The sequence below is a fragment of the Leeuwenhoekiella sp. ZYFB001 genome, from assembly GCF_011784865.1.
GTDB classification, from domain to species: domain Bacteria; phylum Bacteroidota; class Bacteroidia; order Flavobacteriales; family Flavobacteriaceae; genus Leeuwenhoekiella; species Leeuwenhoekiella palythoae.
In genome coordinates, this window is the sequence record NZ_CP050460.1 from 907,515 (window position 1) to 928,351 (window position 20,837).

The 20,837-nt window shown below is 37.2% G+C and carries 24 protein-coding genes and 1 tRNA gene; 15 read left to right on the plus strand and 10 right to left on the minus strand.

The features are described from left to right. Position 1: 1 nt before the first annotated feature. The 7 genes from HCN54_RS03955 (at position 2) to HCN54_RS03985 (ending at position 5,638) form a co-directional block, all read left to right on the plus strand. Complete coding sequence (locus HCN54_RS03955) at positions 2-2,500, plus strand: hypothetical protein (protein ID WP_167596636.1); 2,499 nt, start codon at positions 2-4, stop codon at positions 2,498-2,500. Between the two features lie 9 nt (positions 2,501-2,509). Continuing rightward, on the plus strand, positions 2,510-2,929 hold the full coding sequence (locus HCN54_RS03960) for a hypothetical protein (protein WP_167596637.1): 420 nt from the start codon (positions 2,510-2,512) through the stop codon (positions 2,927-2,929). Beyond that, positions 2,919-3,272, plus strand: a complete 354-nt coding sequence (locus tag HCN54_RS03965; protein WP_167596638.1) for a hypothetical protein — start codon at positions 2,919-2,921, stop codon at positions 3,270-3,272. The genes HCN54_RS03960 and HCN54_RS03965 overlap by 11 nt, the downstream gene beginning before the upstream one ends. Further along, positions 3,269-3,862 carry an N-acetylmuramidase family protein gene (locus tag HCN54_RS03970; protein WP_167596639.1) on the plus strand — a complete coding sequence of 198 codons (594 nt, stop codon included), beginning with the start codon at positions 3,269-3,271 and terminating at the stop codon, positions 3,860-3,862. The genes HCN54_RS03965 and HCN54_RS03970 overlap by 4 nt, the downstream gene beginning before the upstream one ends. 91 nt (positions 3,863-3,953) lie before the next feature. Then, positions 3,954-4,634 (plus strand): hypothetical protein, encoded by a 681-nt coding sequence (locus HCN54_RS03975; protein ID WP_167596640.1) that lies wholly within the window; start codon positions 3,954-3,956, stop codon positions 4,632-4,634. A 37-nt stretch (positions 4,635-4,671) separates the two neighbouring features. After that, on the plus strand, positions 4,672-4,944 hold the full coding sequence (locus HCN54_RS03980; RefSeq protein ID WP_167596641.1) for a hypothetical protein: 273 nt from the start codon (positions 4,672-4,674) through the stop codon (positions 4,942-4,944). Then, complete coding sequence (locus HCN54_RS03985) at positions 4,934-5,638, plus strand: hypothetical protein (RefSeq protein ID WP_167596642.1); 705 nt, start codon at positions 4,934-4,936, stop codon at positions 5,636-5,638. Before HCN54_RS03980 ends, HCN54_RS03985 begins: the two co-directional genes overlap by 11 nt. Positions 5,639-5,783: 145 nt before the next feature. On the opposite strand, the gene HCN54_RS03990 is transcribed toward HCN54_RS03985, so the two are convergent. Then, positions 5,784-7,043: a Y-family DNA polymerase gene (locus HCN54_RS03990; protein WP_167596643.1), complete on the minus strand. Its 1,260-nt coding sequence runs from the start codon at positions 7,041-7,043 to the stop codon at positions 5,784-5,786. A gap of 1 nt (position 7,044) precedes the next feature. Beyond that, on the minus strand, positions 7,045-7,464 hold the full coding sequence (locus HCN54_RS03995; RefSeq protein WP_167596644.1) for a LexA family protein: 420 nt from the start codon (positions 7,462-7,464) through the stop codon (positions 7,045-7,047). A gap of 347 nt (positions 7,465-7,811) precedes the next feature. On the opposite strand from HCN54_RS03995, the gene HCN54_RS04000 reads away from it, so the two are divergent. After that, entirely contained in the window at positions 7,812-8,558 is a 747-nt protein-coding gene (locus HCN54_RS04000) for an SOS response-associated peptidase (protein ID WP_167596645.1), read from the plus strand. A 178-nt stretch (positions 8,559-8,736) separates the two neighbouring features. Here the strand turns inward: HCN54_RS04000 and HCN54_RS04005 are convergent, their stop codons facing one another. Next, entirely contained in the window at positions 8,737-10,041 is a 1,305-nt protein-coding gene (locus HCN54_RS04005; RefSeq protein ID WP_167596646.1) for an AbiH family protein, read from the minus strand. A gap of 136 nt (positions 10,042-10,177) precedes the next feature. Between HCN54_RS04005 and HCN54_RS04010 the strand changes: the two genes are divergently transcribed. Both HCN54_RS04010 and HCN54_RS17470 read left to right on the plus strand, forming a co-directional pair. After that, complete coding sequence (locus HCN54_RS04010) at positions 10,178-10,522, plus strand: hypothetical protein (protein ID WP_167596647.1); 345 nt, start codon at positions 10,178-10,180, stop codon at positions 10,520-10,522. A 41-nt stretch (positions 10,523-10,563) separates the two neighbouring features. Further along, positions 10,564-11,013, plus strand: coding sequence for a hypothetical protein (locus HCN54_RS17470; RefSeq protein WP_167596648.1), 450 nt, complete (start codon positions 10,564-10,566; stop codon positions 11,011-11,013). Here HCN54_RS17470 and HCN54_RS04020 read toward each other — a convergent pair. Beyond that, positions 10,997-12,184 (minus strand): tyrosine-type recombinase/integrase, encoded by a 1,188-nt coding sequence (locus HCN54_RS04020; RefSeq protein ID WP_167596649.1) that lies wholly within the window; start codon positions 12,182-12,184, stop codon positions 10,997-10,999. The two genes, HCN54_RS17470 and HCN54_RS04020, sit on opposite strands and share 17 nt — an antisense overlap. Before the next feature lie 113 nt (positions 12,185-12,297). Then, positions 12,298-12,371 (minus strand) — tRNA-Met (locus HCN54_RS04025). Positions 12,372-12,539: 168 nt separating this feature from the next. Here HCN54_RS04025 and HCN54_RS04030 point away from each other — a divergent pair. Both HCN54_RS04030 and HCN54_RS04035 read left to right on the plus strand, forming a co-directional pair. Then, positions 12,540-12,932 carry an START-like domain-containing protein gene (locus HCN54_RS04030; RefSeq protein WP_072984836.1) on the plus strand — a complete coding sequence of 131 codons (393 nt, stop codon included), beginning with the start codon at positions 12,540-12,542 and terminating at the stop codon, positions 12,930-12,932. Positions 12,933-12,985: 53 nt separating this feature from the next. After that, entirely contained in the window at positions 12,986-13,825 is an 840-nt protein-coding gene (locus HCN54_RS04035) for an aminotransferase class IV (protein WP_167596650.1), read from the plus strand. 8 nt (positions 13,826-13,833) lie between these two features. Here HCN54_RS04035 and HCN54_RS04040 read toward each other — a convergent pair whose 3' ends face one another. The 5 genes from HCN54_RS04040 to HCN54_RS04060 all read right to left on the minus strand — a co-directional run bounded on the left by HCN54_RS04040 (position 13,834) and on the right by HCN54_RS04060 (position 18,400). Continuing rightward, positions 13,834-14,397: a YqgE/AlgH family protein gene (locus HCN54_RS04040; protein WP_167596651.1), complete on the minus strand. Its 564-nt coding sequence runs from the start codon at positions 14,395-14,397 to the stop codon at positions 13,834-13,836. 110 nt (positions 14,398-14,507) lie between these two features. Continuing rightward, the gene (locus HCN54_RS04045; RefSeq protein WP_009779660.1) at positions 14,508-14,780 is read right to left on the minus strand and encodes an HU family DNA-binding protein; all 273 of its coding nucleotides are present in this window, start codon (positions 14,778-14,780) and stop codon (positions 14,508-14,510) included. A 190-nt stretch (positions 14,781-14,970) separates the two neighbouring features. Then, a complete protein-coding gene (gene fmt, locus HCN54_RS04050) occupies positions 14,971-15,936 on the minus strand; it encodes a methionyl-tRNA formyltransferase (RefSeq protein ID WP_167596652.1) in 966 nt (321 codons plus the stop codon). Next, positions 15,933-17,825 carry an ATP-dependent DNA helicase RecQ gene (locus HCN54_RS04055; protein ID WP_167596653.1) on the minus strand — a complete coding sequence of 631 codons (1,893 nt, stop codon included), beginning with the start codon at positions 17,823-17,825 and terminating at the stop codon, positions 15,933-15,935. Before HCN54_RS04055 ends, fmt begins: the two co-directional genes overlap by 4 nt. After that, positions 17,822-18,400 (minus strand): AAA family ATPase, encoded by a 579-nt coding sequence (locus tag HCN54_RS04060; RefSeq protein ID WP_410503582.1) that lies wholly within the window; start codon positions 18,398-18,400, stop codon positions 17,822-17,824. Before HCN54_RS04060 ends, HCN54_RS04055 begins: the two co-directional genes overlap by 4 nt. 65 nt (positions 18,401-18,465) lie before the next feature. On the opposite strand from HCN54_RS04060, the gene HCN54_RS04065 reads away from it, so the two are divergent. From HCN54_RS04065 to murA, 3 genes are all read left to right on the plus strand, one after another. Next, positions 18,466-18,756: a DUF493 family protein gene (locus HCN54_RS04065; protein ID WP_072984844.1), complete on the plus strand. Its 291-nt coding sequence runs from the start codon at positions 18,466-18,468 to the stop codon at positions 18,754-18,756. A gap of 121 nt (positions 18,757-18,877) precedes the next feature. Next, positions 18,878-19,504, plus strand: a complete 627-nt coding sequence (locus tag HCN54_RS04070) for a DUF4290 domain-containing protein (RefSeq protein WP_072984846.1) — start codon at positions 18,878-18,880, stop codon at positions 19,502-19,504. Between the two features lie 19 nt (positions 19,505-19,523). After that, positions 19,524-20,837: a UDP-N-acetylglucosamine 1-carboxyvinyltransferase gene (gene murA / locus HCN54_RS04075; RefSeq protein WP_072984848.1), complete on the plus strand. Its 1,314-nt coding sequence runs from the start codon at positions 19,524-19,526 to the stop codon at positions 20,835-20,837.

A 20,837-nucleotide genomic window follows, 5' to 3' on the forward strand; every position in this document is an offset into this window, starting at 1 on the left:
AATGGCTACAGATTATTATCCAAGAATAGAATCAGATCAGAAGTTTCAACAGCTTGAAAAAAAGATTAATGATATTCAGTTTGAAGGCGCTAAAACCTACGACACCTTAGCCGATGCAGTAGCGGTAGACCCGAAACCTGCAGACGGCACCGCATTTAAAGTCTCAAAGGTGACCGATGCTGCAAATGCCGGTAATTATACCTTTCAAAGTAATGAAGCTAATGGGGTGCGGTTTGAAAGTGATTTTGGGCTGACTGAGGCTGATAAATCAGAAACAGGTCCTGTCGAAAATGGCACAAAAGTAATTACGGAGGGACAGCTTTATGATGTCAAACAAGCTACGGATCAAAAATTTAAACAGTTAGATGTGACTACTCAGGTTAAGCCTGACTCAGACAATTCGGAATATAAAATATTTTCATTCGGGAGTTCGGGTGGTTATTCCAGAATTAACTCTTGGTATTACGGAAAAAGCACAAAGCCTATAAAAAAAATTGGCGTTTTCGTTTGTCGCGCGACTAGGCTTGCTGCTTCAACAGCAGGACTGCGCGTACAATTAGTAATTAAAAAAGCCTCAGGAGGCTCTGAATCTCGTGTTCTTGATTATACTATACCTCAAGCAGAAATCGATGAAAATTACACATTTGAGACTGAGCCAAGTGACAAGAGCGTATGTGAAAGAATCATTGATCTTGACACACCTATAACTCTTGAAGATGGCGACCAACTATTTTGTAACCAGTCGTCACCTGATCGTTACCTCGCAGTCTATTATGACGGTGATAATTTAGCAAATGAGTCTGGCGAATGGAATAACGGAGCTGGAAATTATGCACGTCAATGGTATGGCAGTTATGTAAATGCCAATTACACAACTGTACCAGGAGCACCTTCAGAGCCTAACTCAAACGTGCTTCACTTTTATGATGCGCAAGAATCTGAAATCAGCTTACCGGATTTAAAGAAGAAAATTGATGAAGGTATACCGGCGCAATCTGATATATCAACCGTTACTGTGCTTCCTAGTAAAATATATGGCTTCAACTTTAATGAAAACACGATCAATTGGCTTTTCAGGCTTCCTGTCGAGGGGGTGTTCAAGCAAGCGTTGAAATCTGCTAGAATTAACGATGCCGCTAGTCCTATTATAGATGTGCAGAGTAGTTCAAATGGCACAACAAACATTTCTGTTAGATTGAGTGCTTATGGATTTGCTACGAACGAATATCAAGTGCCTTATGTTCACAGCTCATTAACGAAGCTGCAAAATCAATCTATCTTTCATCAAAAAATAGCTGATTCATTAGGTGATGGTCCTGAAGCAGGAAGTACTTCAGAAAAAATAGGTCCTGCATCAATCATTGATTTTGTTTCACAAGCTTACAATGAAGATATTGGTAATATTAAAATAACTTGTGTAGGCACAAAATTCAATCCTGCAAACCTCACAAAATTCGGCAAAACTTTCACTGTAAGAGGTTGTGATGAAGCTAGGGGTGGTTGGGCCATCTCTGACTATATTAGAAAAATATTCAACACCCGTCGAAGATATGGAAGTAATAGCGCAACTCGCGTGGTTGGTAAGGTTGCTTGGGATAGTCTTGGATTAGGAACTCAAACACGAAACGGAACGCCGGGCAGATCATACGTAGGTTTCTCCGATACTTCAGCTACCGGTGATCTTATGCGCCTCACTTGCCACGGATATTATGAGGCTGATCCGACACCGGAGTTGTGGGATTGGATTGTTAATACCAATGGTGTTTCTTCATTCACTTTTGACGGAACTACTTACAACTTTGGCGGTAGTTATTCAACCGCAGACGATGCGGCACAAAAGGCTTATATCCTTATGCGCTGCAAGGAGAATGTAACTAATCCGTATTATGACTATGATACGGTACAATCTAGTGATGGTGCATATGCTTTTAATTACACAGCCTATTTAAATAAGTATAAGACACTTGCTGCCGATGGTGTGACGCGATTAGTGGTTGGATCAACCGCAGGAACTGAAGTGACTGATGTTAATGCTTGGGATTTGCGCGAGCCTACACACGTGACTATTGCGATGTGTGAAAATGATATTAATAATGTAAGCAATGGTGCTCTTGCTATTGATGATTATATGTTGATGGGTCAGAGAATTCACGCTCATAATCCAGCAATCAAAATATCTATGGCTACTAATCGCGGCTATGGGGTTTTTAATAGCGGATTATATAGTCATATCGGATATGTGAAGGAGATAGGCGTCGACAATTATAGACTTGCAGCCTATGAAGCCTTGAAAGCGGAGTTAGAGAGCAACTCTGATTTTGATGAGATCCCACTATACGCATTTCAGTCTCCACTTGGAATATCAGGTAAAAAAGCGATAGACACATTTAATGTGAATGAATTAGATCGATTCAACGGTGATGGCCTGCACGCAGAAAGTGTTTGGGGTTATTTAGACCGTTCTATCGCAACAATGGCTTGGATTGCTTCAACATTATAAATATTATAAATGAAAAACCCCATCACCATCATATCGATATTTTTCAATTTTAAGCTACTTGCGCAGATATATACAAAAGATGCCGGGTTGCTTGATCCGGTGTTGACTACCAATGATTACAAGTTTATTCTAATTATGGTGGTAAGTGTAGGTGTGGCTTTATTGATGGATTCAACCGATAAGACTTCGAGCAAATTAACCTTTCCTAAAGCTTTGTTGATTGTATTACTCGCGGTGTTGTTTGTGTTTTTTAGTTATGAATACGCCATCGCTAAAAATATAGCCATCATCATTGCGATGATCGCGGCCTTTTTATTGGGTGTGTTTTCGTTAGATATAATGCTGATCATCAAGCGGCGCGTGCCGGAACTTTTTCACAAAGCAGAAGGATGGATTTTCAAATCAAAAACCCAGAACGATGACCTTTAGAGAATTTGATTTATTTATACAGAGCGCACCAATTTGGGTGCATTTTATAGCCAGCGCGTTGGTACTGGCAATGTTGTCTCACCTAACCTTAGGATTGCGTAATATTTGGAAGAATAAGCGCCGTAGGGTTCGCTGGTATCTGCTGGCTTCCTTAATCTTTATCACATTCATATTTATGGCTAAGTTTTCAAACCCCGGTTATACGATGTGTGATGCCTTCTTACCGGTGTATGTGATTTACTACTTCCACAGCCTACTGGTGATGCAAGCACGGTTCTTTAATTGCTTCAAAAGCTACAATGATTTTCTAAGCTTGTTTAACCTTCCTAAATCTAATGTATGATAACCGAAGCTGAATTTGAGAAAGTAGCTCTTGACTACAATATAGAAGTGGCTACAATCAAAGCTGTTTATGAGGTTGAAGCCAACAACGGTGGTTTTCTGCCAGACGGAAGGCTCAAAATACTTTTTGAAGGTCACGTGTTCTGGCGGCAACTTGTAAAAAAAGGTGTAGATCCTTACAGTATCTTAAAGCAAGAGCATCGCGATGTCTTATACAAGCATTGGACGCGTGATGAATATATAGGTGGCGCTAGAGAATGGGATCGACTTGAAGAGGCTTATGATATGACCGAAGATGATCGTGTGAAAACAGCTGCGGTTGAATCGGCTTCTTATGGTGCTTTTCAGTTGATGGGGTTTAACGCGCAGTTGTTAGGCTTCAAAGATGCGTTTGATCTGTATTTCTTTTTAGCTGAAAAGGAATTGAATCACCTAAAAGTTTTTATCAAATTCTGTGAGGCTAACAACCTTACCAGACACTTACGCTCAAAAAATTGGGCGGCTTTTGCGAAAGGTTACAACGGCCCCGGCTACGCTCAGAATAAATACGACACCAAGCTTGAGAAAGCTTATAACAAATTTGCGAAATGAAACGAGGCGTATCACCCAGCACAATCATATTATCAATTATAGTTTTTGGTTTTTTCGCCTGGGCATACTACTTAGCAATAACAATAGACTGATGAAAAAAAATGCAATTTATATAGGAGTTATAGTAGTTCTGCTGTTTGTCATTTTCAAACAATGCAACTCAGCTACACAGCAACGTCAGTCACAAGAATCAGCAACGGAATTTCTAAATGATACTATTGCGTACTATCAAAACGAGATCGGTCAGCAGGTAGCTGAAAAAAAAGCAATTCAAGGTGATGTAGATGCGCTTGAGATCCTGTTATCTAAACAGATTGACAGCACAGGCCAATTAAAGCGTTTAGTTTCAAAGTACAAAAACATCGCCGCCGCAGGAAACATCACTCAGAAAACGACAATTGACACCGTAGAAATTCCTTATGAAGTGGCCGTACCTTTTGAATTTACGAGAGACTTCACAAAATCAAACGAATACTATTCAATAACCGGGACAAGCAATCAAAGTGGCGTAATCCTTACAGATATTCAAATACCTAACACACTAAGCTTTGCCATCGGGAAAAAGCGCACTGGTTTTTTCAAGTCAGAATACAGGATTGAAGCTGTTAATAGTAACCCATACGTTCAAACCACAGGATTAGATAGCTATACATTAAAAATACCTAACAAACGTTTAGGATTAAGCTTGTACGCTGGTTACGGCTTAGGATCTGATTTCACGTTGCAACCATCAGCAGGTATCGCGCTTACTTATACTATTTTAAGATTCTAATTACTCAATTATATATATTTACACCTCATTAGTTAAAATGGGGAAAAAGAATATTACTGCGAAAGATAAGTTTGGCAATTGGTTGTCATCTAACAGTGGTATGGTTACTACTGTATCTATAATTGCTACAATAATATTTGGAGCCGGTGGATATGCAGTAAAAGTTGTAAAAGATATTGAGATCCAAGATTTAAAAAAAGAATGTAATTCTGAAATTATGCAATTAGAATTTCAGGTTCAAAAACAGGATCTATTAATACAAAGTCTAAAAATAAAAGTCACCAAGGATGAGCCAAAAAATGAAAAATAAATCAGTTGGTGACTTATTTAAAAGTGTAGAAAAACACATTAATAATTCTCCAGATTACGATAAAAAACAACAACTTGTTGAGGAATTTGAAATTCTAAAAAAACAATATTCGAAATTCTTTTATTTTACAACTTTGTTGCTGGTTTTTTCAATTATAACAATTGGATTCATATTGTTTTTATCCTTTAAACTTGAAGATGTAAGTTTTCAGAAAGAAAAGTTAGAAAAGGAGCTAATTAAGACTGAATTTGATTCTTTGATTGAAGATTTATTAGAATTTAAGAAAAGGATAAATGAAGATTCAACGGAGAGCAAGGTTGTTGAATATAGATTAGATTCTTTAGGGAACCCAAAATCCTACTGGACTATAGTTAGAGAAAAAGATTCCATTAGTAAAATATTATTGAAAACTGAACCAAAAGCAGTTCAACTAGATAAATTACTACCAAAATATTACACCCTAAGTAATCAACGTACAGCTGATTCACTTAAATTAGATCTATTAAAGAAAATTATTGGTTTGGAGTTTAGTCAAGAAATAGGGGAAAGAGTAATAAGTGTCGAATTTAAAGGCAGAAAAATAGATAGTGTAAGATCTGGCTACCTATTCCTAAAAAATAATATGTATCTTGATTCTGTAGAGAAGAGATGGTTGATTGATCCGAATAAATACTTACCTAAAAGAAAGCAATAAGAGCTTTATCAAAAAGAAAAGAGTGAGATTCAGCAGTTATAGAAAATTACCCAATCTACCATAGCCTGCTGAAGCGGGATCTCACTCTCAGGCTAAGTTAGTTACATTAGATTATTTATACAAATTGCTGAACTAAGATAATCATTCATTTACATTTAACCTCAATGATCTCATTAAGTCGGGTGCTATAGCGTTTAGATAAATGATTTTGCTGCATTTTCCAGACTTTATTCAGATCCTGCCCGCCAAACTTCACCTGGTCGAAGCAATTTCTATTCAACCGATCAATAGTCTGCATCAAAATTTTATGTCGGGGATCTTCATTATGAAATAAAGCTAATTGTTTTTGTGTATCTGGGGTTAATCCCATTACAATTATGCCAGCTTTTTTATAATGATAACCTTCCCTAAAAATTCGCTTCAACCCGATCATTGTTGCTTTAGTAATAACTAGAGATGAGTTGGTTTCATACGGCATTTGAATACTTATACCGTTGCTGTATTGAGGGAGATCGTCCCGGTGTCTGTTAGTATGTAAAAATAGATAAGCCAATTTGCAGCAGCTATTTTGTTTTCGAAGCTTATAACTCACCTTGCTTGCGTATGTAGCGACCCGTTCACGTAGATCTTCAAAGTCAGTGTACATTTTCTCAAAGGATCTGGTAACAGCAATATTTTTCTTTTTAGCAACTTCTTCCAAATCAAGCGTTGATTCTCCGGATAGATCCCGTTTCAATCTTAGACCTACGATGCTCATTTCTTTTTTTACATAATCGTTTGGAAGCTGTGTGAATTGCCAAGCATTCATAACTTGGATGCTTTGTAGTTTTTTTTCGTACCTCCTACCAATTCCCCAGACATCACCTATTTCCGTCCACTTTAAACCCTTTTGAATTTTTTCCGCAGTATCTAGAACATAAGTTCCTTTAGTTCGTTCTGGAAATTTCTTCGCAATCTTATTAGCGACTTTGGCTAACGACTTGGTAGGAGCTATACCTATACTAATTGGAATGCCAGTTGAGCGTTTAACCAGATCAATCATTTTACAGCCATAATCTGTCAGGTCGTAGAGTTCAAAACCCTCCAGCTTCAAAAAGATTTCATCAATAGAATATACTTCAAGCTCTGGAGAGAAATTGGAGAGTATGTTCATTACACGTGCGCTCATGTCTCCGTAAAGAGCATAGTTTGAAGAAAAGACTTGAATGTTATGTTTATTAAGTAGCTGCTTGATTTGAAACGCAGGAGCACCCATAGGAATGCCTAGAGCCTTTGCCTCATTCGATCGGGCAATTACACAGCCATCATTATTAGATAAGACCACAACAGGTTTGCCATTTAGTGAAGGATTAAATACGCGTTCACAAGAGGCGTAGAAATTATTACAATCGATAAGAGCAAACATTCTACAAGTCCTTAATTACGTTAGTAACCACACCCCAAATAAGAAACTCGTTATCTTTCGTAACCTTTATAGGCTGGTATTTTCGATTTTCCGCAACCAGCCAAATTATATCCTTTTCAATTCGAATTCGTTTAACAGTGAATTCCCCATCTATAAAACAAACAGCTATTTTTCCGTCTCTAGGCTCAAGACTTTTGTCAATTATTAGAAGATCACCGTCAGAAAGACCAGCACCTTCCATAGAATCCCCTTTAACCCGTCCAAAAAATGTAGCATCCTTATTACGAATATAGGCTGAGTTTAAATCTATTCCTTCATCTAAGTGGTCATCGGCAGGGGAAGGAAAGCCACAAGATAAACTGTCAATAAATGGGATCGTAATAGAGTACTCCGTTGCAGGCTTTATTAATTCTAAACACATTGTAGGAAATCTTTAATTTGGAATAAATCCAAAATTATGTAATCAATCCTATTTTTGTATTGTAGGTTCAATTAATTTTTTCCAACAAAGATTCCGAGCAAAATTTTCACTTTGATTTCTAAGATAAAATGTAGGAGCGGGGCCATTATAATTATTATTGCGATTAGCTATGCATAACTCGTAAAGTTTATCCTGATATTCTATACGATACAATGAATACGTGAAATCCTTATCAACCAATTGAATGGTTGAATTCAGATAAAAGTTGTTAGCTAAATCATAAAGTTCTTTGCGGGTACGGCCCAAAGTACATAAAATTAATAAATTAGTTTTTAAATCAGAATTCTATGTGCAACGCAACCAGTTTAACCAAGTTAGAAGAACAGATAGTAAAAACTTCAAAGCGCAAATTTGTTTATCCGGAAGTTTACGAGCCTTACTATCATATAAATGCTTTTGGTGATAAGTTATTGCATATAATTCCTCAGGATGATCCCAAACGGATCTGGCCGGCTGACTGGAAATTGATACCGGATTTTCATCAGGGTGCTCCTTCAGAGTTTCCTTATCACACCTATAATGCTCGCAGCGAAGATATATGGACAAGTAACACGTATAAGAAAAGTGCTGAATCCGGCCGTTGCTTGATTTTGGCTGATGGGTTTTTCGAGCCACATACGTATGTGAAGCCTGGTACCAAAACTGAAAAGAAACAACCCTATTATATCACCCTACCAGAGCAAAAGCTATTCTACTTTGCCGGGCTTTTTAATAAGATCGATGAAGAGCTGTACACCGTTACAATCTTGACGATGGAAGCGAATGATATAATGGCCCAGATCCATAACGCGAAAAAGCGTATGCCATTAATACTAGAGGAGCAGTTTACCGAAAATTGGATTGATCCTAGTTTAAATGAAAAGCAGATTAAAGAATTAATCAATGTGAGTTTCACTAATGAAGCATTGAAGTATCATCCGGTAAGCAATGCAATCTACAAACGAGGCATTGATACCAATACTCCTGAAATATTAAAAGCGGTCCCCGCGATAGATCCAGAGCTTAATGGCTCTAACCAATCGACTTTATTCTAAATAACCTATATAGAGTATAATTCTATTTATATACTAAATAAGTTATTTACGAAATATCTTGCTAAGCCACGAACAGAACCGTTCCCAAGAGCTTGGATAATAAATTTTACAATGCTCGCAGAAAACTGGTGGATCTACTCCTCTAATTCCAAGTTTGTCACCACACTTTTTGCAGAATTCAGCCATTTTTTTCAGGTCGTACTAATGGTTCGCAATAAGTCTTGTTTACAACCTTATCACGCATACTGGCTTTATTATTAAAGTTTCGCGAAATATTTCTAACGATATCACTGTAATTGTCTGTACCATCTTCTCTTAAATGGTAATATGGTTTTATAGAAACACAATTCTCGTGCTCAAATAAAGTATTAAGCATTGTACGGTCAGAAATACCACAAGAGTGACCGAAAATACATATTTGGTATTGATCGGAATTTATATATTGTAAAAGCTTTTTGTAATTATCAGTGTCGGAATACCTAATAGACTTAATATTTTCTAGATATTTATTATCATTTAGCTTTTCAATTTTGGAGTAGTTGTCATCGAGTTCATCCCCGAAACCAAATATTATAGGGTTTTTATTATCATTAAGAGCACCGTGAATATGATTTATCTCTGGCCATTGAAATTTACAATCATTATCTAGATGACTTTCAGTAAAATGGTTGCTGTATAATAAGGAAACATTAGTATAATTGAAATTAAGTACAAATATACTTTCTGGACTTAAATCGAATAGATTGTGAGCGTCTTTTGATATTAAAATTTGAAAAATTTCATCATAATAATCCTCAATTGTACCTTTTTGTATTTTGGCATTATTTCTTAAATAATAGCTTAAGGTTTCAACGAACTGGTCATATTTAGAAAAGTCCTTTTTCGGATCATCATTCATTATAAAATCAAATAACTTTTCAGATTCCTTCTTTGCAATTTCATTAACAGCTTCTTCAGTAAAATCCTGAATATTTATGTCACTATAAATGTGTCTGGCAATATCATCTATGTAATATTTCTCAAAAACTTCATTTAAATTTTCATTTGAGAAATCAGGAGAACATTGCAATAAGTATTTTATAAATAAACCTTTTAGATTTGCAAAGTCATCATTTAGTTTGGTGATATTAATTTCTTGGTCATTAATACTTTTTATAACTAATCGATAATATTCATCCTCTAAGTCTACCCAGTTTTGAATGCTCTGATTCTTACATATAACTTCTATCAGTTCATTAGTGAATGTATATTCAACCTTATAATTCTCACAATATTTAAAGAAGTTTATGTAACTACTTTCCTCAGGCAATCCATTATCCCAAAATGCTTCAACAGTTAATCCATCAAGATCTATATAACCTCCTAAACTATTCCTTAAATTATCAAATATATTTTGCCAATAATGATTTATAAAATCATTATAACTAGTTTTTAATTTATGAGCTAAATCAAATCCGTTACCAACTAGAATTATTCTATTCATCTGAGATTTTTATATTTCACAATTTAAAGTAAAATAATTTAAAAATAGTTTTCATAATGTAAACTTTTAATTTATCTTTACATCAGTAATAAGCAAGGGTTCTTTGACATATGGATTAACAAAACAAGTTATCAAAATGGAAAACTTAATTGACCGAGTTTGGGAATACTCAAAAAACAATCCTGAAGGTTTCACTTTAAATATTGAAACTCTAAAAGCTGTGAAATTTGGAATTGTAGTTGCCTACAACGACACTCAAAACAGCTTTGGCAAAGAAGCCTTAAAACAAGTTATTAATCACGCTCTTAAGCATAACAAAATAGTAGGGGGTTGGCTAAATGAAGACAACAAAATGTACTACTTTGATTCAATAAGAGTCTTTAAAAATTCAGAATTACAACTAGCGATTGAGTTTGCAAAGCAAAATAAACAGCTTGCAATATTTGATCTAACTAACTTAATAGAAATTAAAATTAAATAGGGGAGATAATCTCCCCGCCCTTGCTTTTAATTTATAATCAAATGGAAAATAATCAAAAACAATCCATAGCGAATTACAAGCGAATGGGAATCGAGATTGAGGTATTAGATGATGATCGAGTAAAGATCAGCCAAACCAAACTTCTCAATGGCTTAATCTTAAATCAAAAGGAATTAGTAGAACGGGCTCGTGCAATATTCCCGGGCGCCAAAATTGTACCTGTAGTTTTTTCTTTAGACGTAGATTCTATAGACATCAACTGGATCGAAAACAGAATGCAAGAATTTGGAATCAAGCGAAATGATTTGATTAAACAGTTAGCCTTAAGTAAGTCTTACCTTAGTAGAATATTTAATAAGGTGCCAGGTAAAAGTGCTCAAGATGACAACAATGTGGCTTTATCTAAACCAATGAAAGCTACATTCTTCTATTACTTCTTAACCTATGAGTTAAACAGAGATTTTAGGGAGCATCTTAATTCAAATACTTAGAATAGTCTTCGGGTAGGTCTGCATCAATTACGTGTATATAGTCTAATAACGCTTTACTTTCGTGGCCTGTAATGCTTGAGAGTAGATCCAAAGTTTTATCCTTGTCATGCTCTTTTCTCAAATTTCGATATACGCGACTTATAAAGGTGTGACGAAAAGAATAAATGGTGTACCCAGATTCTATTCCCATCTTCTTTTTAAGTCTTCTGTATTTTAGAGTGAAGTAGGAACGGCGGCCATCCAGATCCCGATCCCATTTACCCGGACCATCCGGGGTGAAAACTAAATCTTCAGGACTTGATCCTACCAGATAATCTTTGAGTTCGTTAAAAATGATCTCAGGGATTATTTTGGTTTTACTGCCTTTGGTTTTAGTCTGCTCAGTAATCAAACGCTGTTCAAGGTTGATATCTTTGACTTGGAGTCTGCAGTTTTCTTTTGGCCTCCAGAAAAGGTAAGAAACAAAGTAAATGAACATAAGCATCACTTTGTCATCTTTCAAGTATTCGATTATGTTTTCGACTTGCGCGTCTGAGTAAGTCTGGTCCCGTTTTTCGGTAGTCTTTAATTGCGGAATATCGTGAGCAATGTTTCTTTCCAGGTACTCATTTTGAATAAGAGTTTCAAAAATCACACCTAGAGAAGTTTTGTAGTTATTACGGGTACGGTTTGAGGTGGTTTCCGAAATATGTATCAAAAATCGATTGACCAGGCGCTTTGAAACTTTCTTGATCGGTGTATTCGCGTATCCATTATTCTGGATCCACTCAATGAACTTGTTTACGTGAACTTCGTAAGTAGAATATGTACGTTCACCTACTTCTTTTTGTTTGACCGAAAGCGCGTACTTAAGAGCATTGACGAGGCTAATTTCTCCCTCAGCTAATTCATCATAAGGGTCAAAGCCTTGCTGTAGAGCGTCAGTGATTCCCTGTTTCATTATATGAATTTCACGATAACGATCATCGAAATCAGGAAAATCCCGATTGACATTTAGGTAAATGGGGCGCTGTCTAACGTATTTATTGGTTCCAGGCTCTTGAAAAGAATAATATACATACCATCGAAAACCCTTTCGAGTTAGCTCTTCTTTCTCCTTTTCAGTAAATTTTTGAAGTTTTCTTTTGTCAATTACTTTAGGATAAATCGATATGTTCCTAAATTTTGACATATTCAAATCGTTTTCTTTGTAGTATTCGATTCGGTATTCGGAAAGTATTTTTTGAAGATTTGGAGCCATTAGGAATGCTTTGAATGCTGCATTCCCGCTGGTTCCAACTTAAGTAGCGAGAGGGGGGCACGATCCCCCGACCTCCGGGTTATGAATCCGACGCTCTAACCAACTGAGCTACCTCGCCAAATTTTGATCTTAAAAAGAAAGCCGAAGCTTTTTTCCTAAGCGGGTGCAAATATAATAACATTTATCAAGTTGGCAAGCATCTTAATATTAAAATAAAAAATTAGTGCTAATCTTTTTTACTCTGTAATTAATATTTATATTGGCAGCCCAACCTAGTAAAGAATCAATGGAAGAAAAAGTAAAATTTGAAATAGAGTTCCCTATACAGGCCTCACCGTCGTTATTATATCAATATATGTCTTCACCATCAGGAATGTCTGAGTGGTTTGCCGATAACGTGAATTCACGGGGCGAGTATTACACCTTCATCTGGAATGGAAGTGAAGAAAAAGCAAAGTTATTAGGAAAAAAGAGTGATGAGCGCATCAAATTCAGATGGATGGATGACGTAGAAGATGAGAATCTTTACTTTTTTGAACTGCGTATTGTAGTGGATGAGATCACAAAAGATGTGTCTTTGATCGTCACAGATTTTGCCGAGGAAGATGAGATCGACGAGGGGAAAATGTTTTGGGAAAATCAGATTTCAGAATTAAAACATATCATAGGTTCAAACTAAATAACCTATTCTTAAATTATATATTTGTCCCTTTGAAAAAAGGGACTTTTTTTATGATCAATTTTAACGGAACACTTACCGAAACGCCGCAATTTTCTGCACACAATAGGGGAATGCTTTACGGAGATGCAGTTTTTGAAACCATTCGGTATTCTGGTGGAAAATTATTTTTTTGGGAAGATCATTACTTTAGACTTATGGCTTCTATGCGTATCCTGCGTATGGAAATCCCAATGGGTTTTACGCTTGAAGATTTACAGGACGAACTTCTAAAAGTAGTGGAGGCCGAAAATCTTAAGGATAAAGCAGCAAGTCTCAGACTCACGGTAACCCGCAATGAGGGCGGAAAGTATTTACCCGAAGATAACAACGTTTCTTTCTATATTTTTGCTAAAGAGCTAAAGGATCCCTTTTTCACCTTAACGGAAGACTATTACGAGGTAGAACTATATAAAGATCATTACGTCAATGCAGATCTTCTTTCTACATTAAAGACAGCAAATAAAATCATTCACGTCACCGGAAGCATTTTTGCCAAGGAGAATGATTATGCCAATTGCTTATTGCTCAACACGAACAAGTCGGTAGTTGAAGCGTTAAATGGAAATCTATTTCTTGTAAAAGGATCTACGATTAAAACGCCGCCTCTTGATGAGGGATGTCTTCGCGGAATTATACGTAAGCAATTGATTGAGATCATTGCTAAATTAGACGAGTTTACAATAGAGGAAGCAGCGATATCTCCTTTTGAGCTCCAAAAGGCAGATGAGTTATTTATTACAAATGCTATCGTAGGGATTCAGCCAATTAGCAAGTATCGTAAGAAAACATACACTAATACAGTAGCTAAAAATCTATTAGGTAAATTGAATGCAAAAGCGCGCTTAGGTTAAGAAAGCAACTAGTTATTACTAGGATTTTCAGGAGCGTTAGACCATAATAGGTATTCACCGCCAAGCTCTAACATTTTTTCCTTCCATAATTCAGGAAAGCATTTGTTGATGATTTCTTTATCATAGGTATTATCAGTGACGATCCAGGCGTTTGCATCCAATTCGCTATCCAGCTGATTGCAATCCCATCCTGAATAACCTAAAAAAAACCGAATTTCATCGGTTGATATTTTATTGGAAGCGATTAGATCTACGACGGTATCAAAATCACCGCCCCAATAAATTCCGTTAGAAATCTCAATACTCTCAGGGATGAGGTCTGGCACTTTGTGTAAGAAATAAAGGTTGTCTTGTTCAACGGGACCGCCATTGTAGATTTGCATAGCGTCACCTTTAATCTCCGGAATTAATTCGTTAAGGGTAAATGTAAGAGGCTTATTAAGAATAAAACCAACAGAGCCTTCTTCATTATGATTGGCAAGAAGTACGACAGATCTATTGAACGAAACATCGCCTATAATCGCCGGTTCTGCTATCAAAAGTTTTCCTTTTTGAGGCTTATTGGTCGTCATGAACATCTTTTGTTCTAAACTAATCTATTTTTTTTAATTAACAAAAAAATAACACTTAATAAAAAAGCCCCGATCACTCGGGGCTTTTAAAAGTATATAAACTGTAAGAATTAGTTTACAGCGTCAGATAAATCTGAACCAGCTTTAAACTTCACTACATTTTTAGCAGCGATTTGGATTGTTTTTCCAGTTTGTGGGTTTCTTCCTTCGCGAGCTGCACGCTTAGATACAGACCAAGAACCAAAACCTACAAGAGAAACGCGGTCGCCACCTTTCAATGATTTTTCGATATTTCCTAAAAATGATTCCAATGCTTTTTTAGCTGCTGCTTTTGTGATTCCAGCATCTTCTGCCATTGCATCAATTAAATCTGATTTGTTCATAATTTTAAAATTTTAAAAAAATTAAATGTCGGTTAAACTTTTGTTTATTGTCCTAACAAATTTAGACGGATATTTCGTTCACGCAAGCAATAGCGCAGGAAATCACGGTTTATGTTGATAACTTTAACGTTTTGTTGATAACGGCAAGCATTTTTAACACAATTAAGGCAAATTCCCCGTAGGTCTAGTATTACAACGTTTTAGCTTCGCTTTGGATGCTAAAACCATTTAGCAAATCTTTGACCGGCATTCGCTTTTTGCCAGAGAGTTGAACTTCATCTAATCTAACCCACCCATCTTCGGCTGAAACATACAGTTTGTCGTGATTTACTTTTATTTTACCGACACTAGGGTTGCCTAATTCATTCGATTCTTCAACTGAAGCCAGTGTCGCCTTATAGACTTTTAATTGGTGCTCTTGAGCATCTCCATTAGTAAAAAGCGTCCAGGCCACAGGATACGGACTCAATCCTCTTATATGATTGTATACTTGTTTTGCAGGTTGATCCCAGTTGATACGCGTGTTTTCTCGATTGAGTTTATAAGCCGTATGCAATTGTTTTTGTTTAGGCTGAGCGACCGTTTCAACCGGACCTTCCGCTATTAGTTTTACAGTTTTAAGAATAACCTCGCTACCTAAATGCATAAGCCTGTCGTGCAATTCTCCCGCATTTTCTGCTTCAGAAATAGCTACTTTTTCTTGAAGAATGATAGCGCCGGTATCTATCTTTTCATCTATAAAAAAGGTAGTCACTCCGGTTTCTTCTTCCCCTTTTATAATTGCCCAGTTAATAGGTGCAGCTCCGCGATAATCAGGCAGCAGTGAAGCGTGCAAATTAAAGGTTCCGTATTCCGGCATTTGCCAAACCACTTTAGGAAGCATTCTAAATGCGACTACGATGTGTAGGTTAGCATTCAGACTTTTTAATTCTTCTAAAAAAGCTTCAGACTTTAAGTTGGTAGGTTGTAAAACCTTAAGGTCTTGAGATAAGGCATACTTTTTTACTGCACTCTGTTGAATTTTTTGTCCGCGTCCTGCAGGTCTGTCCGGAGCCGTGATGACGCCTACTACCGTATAATTATTTTCGACAAGATTCTTTAAACCGGCAACAGCAAAATCAGGTGTTCCCATAAAGACTATGCGTAAATCTCTCATATTCGTTGGTATAAATTTGAAGGGGTTATTTTAATTTTCTTCTGCATTAATAGCAGTTTTAAGCTGTTTAATAGGTCTTCTTCACGCGCTATTTTTAAAACTTCCAAGAGCGTTTTAGACGAGCAAGCGCCTTGATTCAAATGTTTTAAAATTTGATCCTCGAGCGCCAGGGGAGCTTTTGATTTCATTTTCTTTTGGCAAATATCGCAGATTCCGCAGGCTTCTTGTTGATGTTCTTCAAAATAAGCTAGCAATTGTTTACTGCGACACACCGGCGTTTCAATATAGCGCAGCATACTTTTTACCTGATCTACTTTACGCGTGTTTTGCGCGGTTATCGCTTTTGAAATGCGATTGATCACAAGATCATCTTCACGCTGCAGTAAAAAAGTTACGGCAGTATCAGCGTGGGAGTGCTCATAAACAGCCACATCATCTTTATGTAATTGCAAAAGCGTTTGATGAATTTTAACCAAAGGAACTCCCGCCTTTTTAGCGATCAATGCATGGTCAATAGTAATGGCATTATCATAAATTCCGCTATAGGTGCGCAACAAACTTTTTACGATGGAATCAATTCCCGGATTGCGAATAAGATAATAAGTAAGATTAATGGCAGAAACCGAAAATTGAAGCGTAGCTCTTCGATAAAATTCCTGACTCAATAAGAGCACACTGTTGCGATCAAGTAACTGAAGCGCATTATAGGTTAGCAGCGTATTGAAATCATAGGTTTTACAGAATTCGGTAAAATCAAATCGAAAGGTTTCGTGCTCACCTTCTCCGTAAGAAATTTGAAAATAGCTATTGAGCTTTTTGTATACCTTTTTAACAAAAGAAACCGAAGGTAATACCTTCAAAAACTGATTGGTTAAACGGTCTTTATCGCTATTATTAAACAGAATCACACTGGTTGCGTGCTGACCATTTCTTCCGGCTCTACCGGCTTCTTGAAAATAGCTTTCGAGACTTTCGGGTAGTTCTACGTGTATTACGGTTTGCACATCAGCTTTGTCAATACCCATCCCAAAAGCGCTGGTTGCTACCATTACTTGGGTTTTGTTTTGAGACCAAGCTGCAAAACGTTCTTGGCGCTCGCCATTGCCTAACCCGCCGTGGTAAAAATGTGCCGAAATCCCGTATTCGTTTAAAAACTGGGCAAAATAGTGTGCACTTTTTCTACTACGTACATAGACAATTCCGCTTCCGGGATGTTGCTTAAAAAGCTGAACGATGCGCTGTTGCTTGCTTTCTTCGTAGAGTACTTTATATGCGAGATTATTCCGCTTAAATGAATCTTTAAAAGTGCTTACCTCTTTTAGCGCCAGCTGGGTAATGATATCTTGCTGTACGGCAGCCGTGGCGGTAGCAGTAAGCGCTATACACGGAATTTCTTGAAACTGTTCTCTAAACGCTTGAATATTGCGGTAAGCCGGTCTAAAATCGTGACCCCATTGTGAGATACAATGAGCTTCATCAATTGCCAGCAAATTGATGTTCATTTGTTTGAGGCGTGCTAAAACGAGTTCGTTTTGCAAGCGCTCAGGAGATAGATACAGCAGTTTGTAATTGCCATAAATGCAATTATCTAATAAAACATCAAGCTCTTGATATTTGATTCCGCCGGGAATGTGCAAGGCTTTAATTCCTCTTTTTTCAAGCTGAACCACTTGATCTTTCATTAAAGAGAGCAGGGGAGAGATCACTAGGGTAATTCCCTCTTTGATCACTGCCGGAATTTGATAACAAAGTGATTTTCCGCCTCCGGTAGGAAGCAACGCAAAGGTGTCTTTGCCGTTTAAGACACTTGTAATGATCTCAAGCTGTTTTGACCGGAATGATGCATAGCCCCAGAACTTTTGTAAAGCTTCTTGAGGAGTGGTCATCATAGGGTCATATGCTTTAAAATAAAATCCAGGCGATCTTCGACCGGCACTTTGGGCACTTCAATAGGAGTATAACCACAAGAACGATACGTTTTTAAAAGTTCGTCTTGAATTTTTACCGCTTCCTCAAAACTTTCGTAGCGCTCTTTGTCAGTTACGTGAATATCGCGCCACAACGGAAGTAAGAATGTCTTATCGTAGCGATACGTTGAGTTCGCTTTAGTAAATCGGTCAGGATACTCCTGCCCAATAAAATCCATATAAGCAGACACATCAGGAATACCGCGGTCTATAAAAACATATTCAGCATCAAGGGCACCGGCATCCAAGTATTGCTGTATACGACGTTCTAGCAGTTTATCGCTAAACAGCAAGGGTTCTGTAAGAAATAATTGCTCAATACCTTCTTGCTGTGCAGCTTTGATCACCTCGCGCGACACTTCATCAAGGCAAGGATATCCCTTTTCTTTTAGAGCGTTGAGTAAGGTTGTTTTTCCGGTACTGGGGCCTCCTATTAAAACAATGCGTTTTGCTGTCAAGATAAATGCTTTAGGTCTTTCGTAATTGGCGGTAAAAATACTCAAATACAAACCGATTAAAAAATTAGCTTTAGAATGGTATCTTTGCACCTCAAAAGAAGGCTATGAGCACAGATAAAAACTCTGAAGAATTTTACAAGAAATTAAAAGGCAGACTTGAAGAAACCACACAGTGGCCATCAGCCTACCTTTATAAATTTATCGTCCCGTCTGATAACCAGAAGATTGCTCAAATTGAAGAGATCTTTGATAATATGGGAGCGGTAATCAATACAAAAGAATCAAGCAAAGGTACTTATACAAGTGTTTCTATAAATGTGCGTATGCAGGATCCTGATGCAGTTATTGCAAAATATAAAGAAGTAGCAAGCGTTGAAGGTGTTATTTCACTGTAATCGCATAAAATCAGCTTATAAATTACATTAATTTAATTTTGGCCTGTGGGCCTTTCTACAATTTTTAGTACTTTGCCTTATCGTTTCTTTTTAAGAAACTACTTCACTTAAATTTTTACAGTTGATAGATCAATTAGAATATAATACAGAGCGAGAGAAGCTTATTATTCCCGAGTATGGGCGCCATTTACAAAAGATGGTTAATCAAGCCGTTGAAGAAGAAGATGAAAAAAAGCGCAATATCATAGCGCGCAGTATTATCGCGGTGATGGGTAATCTACAACCACACCTGCGTGATGTGCCTGATTTTCAGCATAAGCTTTGGGATCAATTGTTTATCATGAGTGATTTTAAACTAGATGTGGTTTCTCCTTATGATAAGCCTTCTAAAGAAAAATTAGAAGAGCATCCAGATCCTTTAGACTACCCGCAAAATCATCCTAAATACCGTTTCTACGGAAACAATATTAAACGTATGATAGATGTGGCGGTGCAATGGGAAAAAGGTCAAAAGCGAGAGGCATTAGAGTTTACTATCGCAAACCACATGAAAAAATGCTTCCTGAACTGGAATAAGGATACCGTAGATGACGAAGTGATCTTTAAGCATTTGTTTGAATTAAGTGACGGGCAGATCAATCTTGCCAAAAAAGACGAAGATCTCAAAGAAGCGCAAAAACTTATGCGCAACAAAAAATCAGGTAAGTCATACCGAAAAAAATCTGGACGCGGTAAAAAGCGTTACTAATTTTTAGCAACACATTTTAATGGGAACATTTCAGATAGAAGGAGGGCATCAGCTCAAAGGATCCATCCAGCCTCAAGGTGCAAAAAATGAAGCCTTACAAATACTTTGCGCGGTTTTATTAACTCCGGAAAAAGTAGTCATTGACAACATCCCTGATATTGTAGATGTCAATAAGCTCATCACTATTTTGAGCAATCTGGGAGTAAAAATTCAAAAACTAGGTAAAGGCAAATACTCTTTTAAAAGTGATGCACTGCACTTAGAGTATTTAGAAAGTGAACAGTTTAAAAAAGAAGGTGGTGGTCTGCGTGGTTCTATAATGATCGTTGGGCCTTTACTAGCACGCTTCGGTAAAGGATATATTCCGCGTCCGGGTGGTGATAAAATTGGACGTAGACGTCTGGATACCCATTTTGAGGGAATGATCAAACTGGGCGCAAAATTTCGATATAATAAAGAAGAGCGCTTTTACGGCGTAGAAGCTCCTGAAGGTTTACGCGGAACGTTTATGCTCTTGGATGAAGCTTCGGTAACCGGTACAGCAAATATTGTTATGGCTGCGGTAATGGCCGAAGGAGAGACCACAATTTATAACGCGGCTTGTGAACCTTATTTACAACAGCTGTGTAAAATGCTCAACAAAATGGGCGCAAAGATTAGTGGTATTGGTTCAAATATGCTTAAGATCGAAGGTGTAAAAGCACTTAATGGCTGTGAGCATAGCATTTTGCCTGATATGATCGAGATCGGTTCTTGGATCGGGCTGGCAGCAATGACTAAAAGTGAAATCACTATTAAAAATGTAAGCTGGAATGATTTAGGACTTATTCCTGCGACCTTTAGAAAGCTGGGGATCACCGTTGAAAAACGAGGTGACGATATTTTTATTCCTGCGCATACTGAAGGCTATGAAATTGAAACTTTTATTGACGGGTCGTTTATGACCATCAGCGATGCGCCCTGGCCGGGATTCACTCCAGACTTATTGAGTATTGTTTTGGTAGTGGCAACGCAAGCCAAGGGTGAAGTATTGATTCATCAAAAAATGTTTGAAAGCCGTCTGTTTTTCGTAGATAAATTAATTGATATGGGTGCGAAGATCATTCTTTGTGATCCGCATCGCGCTACGGTTATTGGGCACGACTTTAAATCAACTTTAAAAGCTACCACGATGAGTTCGCCAGATATTCGGGCGGGGATTTCTTTGTTGATTGCGGCATTGAGCGCCAAAGGCACTTCTACTATTCATAACATTGAGCAAATAGATCGCGGTTATGAGAATATTGATGAACGTCTGAGAGCGATTGGAGCAAAGATCATCAGAACCGCTTAA

What these genes read in the sequence shown, in the direction of transcription:
- HCN54_RS03955 (WP_167596636.1), top strand. Translation starts at nt 2, where the DNA reads ATGGCTACAGATTATTATCCAAGAATAGAATCAGATCAGAAGTTTCAA.
- HCN54_RS03960 (WP_167596637.1), top strand. Translation starts at nt 2,510, where the DNA reads ATGAAAAACCCCATCACCATCATATCGATATTTTTCAATTTTAAGCTA.
- HCN54_RS03965 (WP_167596638.1), top strand. Translation starts at nt 2,919, where the DNA reads ATGACCTTTAGAGAATTTGATTTATTTATACAGAGCGCACCAATTTGG.
- HCN54_RS03970 (WP_167596639.1), top strand. Translation starts at nt 3,269, where the DNA reads ATGATAACCGAAGCTGAATTTGAGAAAGTAGCTCTTGACTACAATATA.
- HCN54_RS03975 (WP_167596640.1), top strand. Translation starts at nt 3,954, where the DNA reads ATGAAAAAAAATGCAATTTATATAGGAGTTATAGTAGTTCTGCTGTTT.
- HCN54_RS03980 (WP_167596641.1), top strand. Translation starts at nt 4,672, where the DNA reads ATGGGGAAAAAGAATATTACTGCGAAAGATAAGTTTGGCAATTGGTTG.
- HCN54_RS03985 (WP_167596642.1), top strand. Translation starts at nt 4,934, where the DNA reads ATGAAAAATAAATCAGTTGGTGACTTATTTAAAAGTGTAGAAAAACAC.
- HCN54_RS03990 (WP_167596643.1), bottom strand. Translation starts at nt 7,043, where the DNA reads ATGTTTGCTCTTATCGATTGTAATAATTTCTACGCCTCTTGTGAACGC.
- HCN54_RS03995 (WP_167596644.1), bottom strand. Translation starts at nt 7,464, where the DNA reads ATGTGTTTAGAATTAATAAAGCCTGCAACGGAGTACTCTATTACGATC.
- HCN54_RS04000 (WP_167596645.1), top strand. Translation starts at nt 7,812, where the DNA reads ATGTGCAACGCAACCAGTTTAACCAAGTTAGAAGAACAGATAGTAAAA.
- HCN54_RS04005 (WP_167596646.1), bottom strand. Translation starts at nt 10,041, where the DNA reads ATGAATAGAATAATTCTAGTTGGTAACGGATTTGATTTAGCTCATAAA.
- HCN54_RS04010 (WP_167596647.1), top strand. Translation starts at nt 10,178, where the DNA reads ATGGAAAACTTAATTGACCGAGTTTGGGAATACTCAAAAAACAATCCT.
- HCN54_RS17470 (WP_167596648.1), top strand. Translation starts at nt 10,564, where the DNA reads ATGGAAAATAATCAAAAACAATCCATAGCGAATTACAAGCGAATGGGA.
- HCN54_RS04020 (WP_167596649.1), bottom strand. Translation starts at nt 12,184, where the DNA reads ATGTCAAAATTTAGGAACATATCGATTTATCCTAAAGTAATTGACAAA.
- HCN54_RS04030 (WP_072984836.1), top strand. Translation starts at nt 12,540, where the DNA reads ATGGAAGAAAAAGTAAAATTTGAAATAGAGTTCCCTATACAGGCCTCA.
- HCN54_RS04035 (WP_167596650.1), top strand. Translation starts at nt 12,986, where the DNA reads ATGATCAATTTTAACGGAACACTTACCGAAACGCCGCAATTTTCTGCA.
- HCN54_RS04040 (WP_167596651.1), bottom strand. Translation starts at nt 14,397, where the DNA reads ATGACGACCAATAAGCCTCAAAAAGGAAAACTTTTGATAGCAGAACCG.
- HCN54_RS04045 (WP_009779660.1), bottom strand. Translation starts at nt 14,780, where the DNA reads ATGAACAAATCAGATTTAATTGATGCAATGGCAGAAGATGCTGGAATC.
- fmt (WP_167596652.1), bottom strand. Translation starts at nt 15,936, where the DNA reads ATGAGAGATTTACGCATAGTCTTTATGGGAACACCTGATTTTGCTGTT.
- HCN54_RS04055 (WP_167596653.1), bottom strand. Translation starts at nt 17,825, where the DNA reads ATGATGACCACTCCTCAAGAAGCTTTACAAAAGTTCTGGGGCTATGCA.
- HCN54_RS04065 (WP_072984844.1), top strand. Translation starts at nt 18,466, where the DNA reads ATGAGCACAGATAAAAACTCTGAAGAATTTTACAAGAAATTAAAAGGC.
- murA (WP_072984848.1), top strand. Translation starts at nt 19,524, where the DNA reads ATGGGAACATTTCAGATAGAAGGAGGGCATCAGCTCAAAGGATCCATC.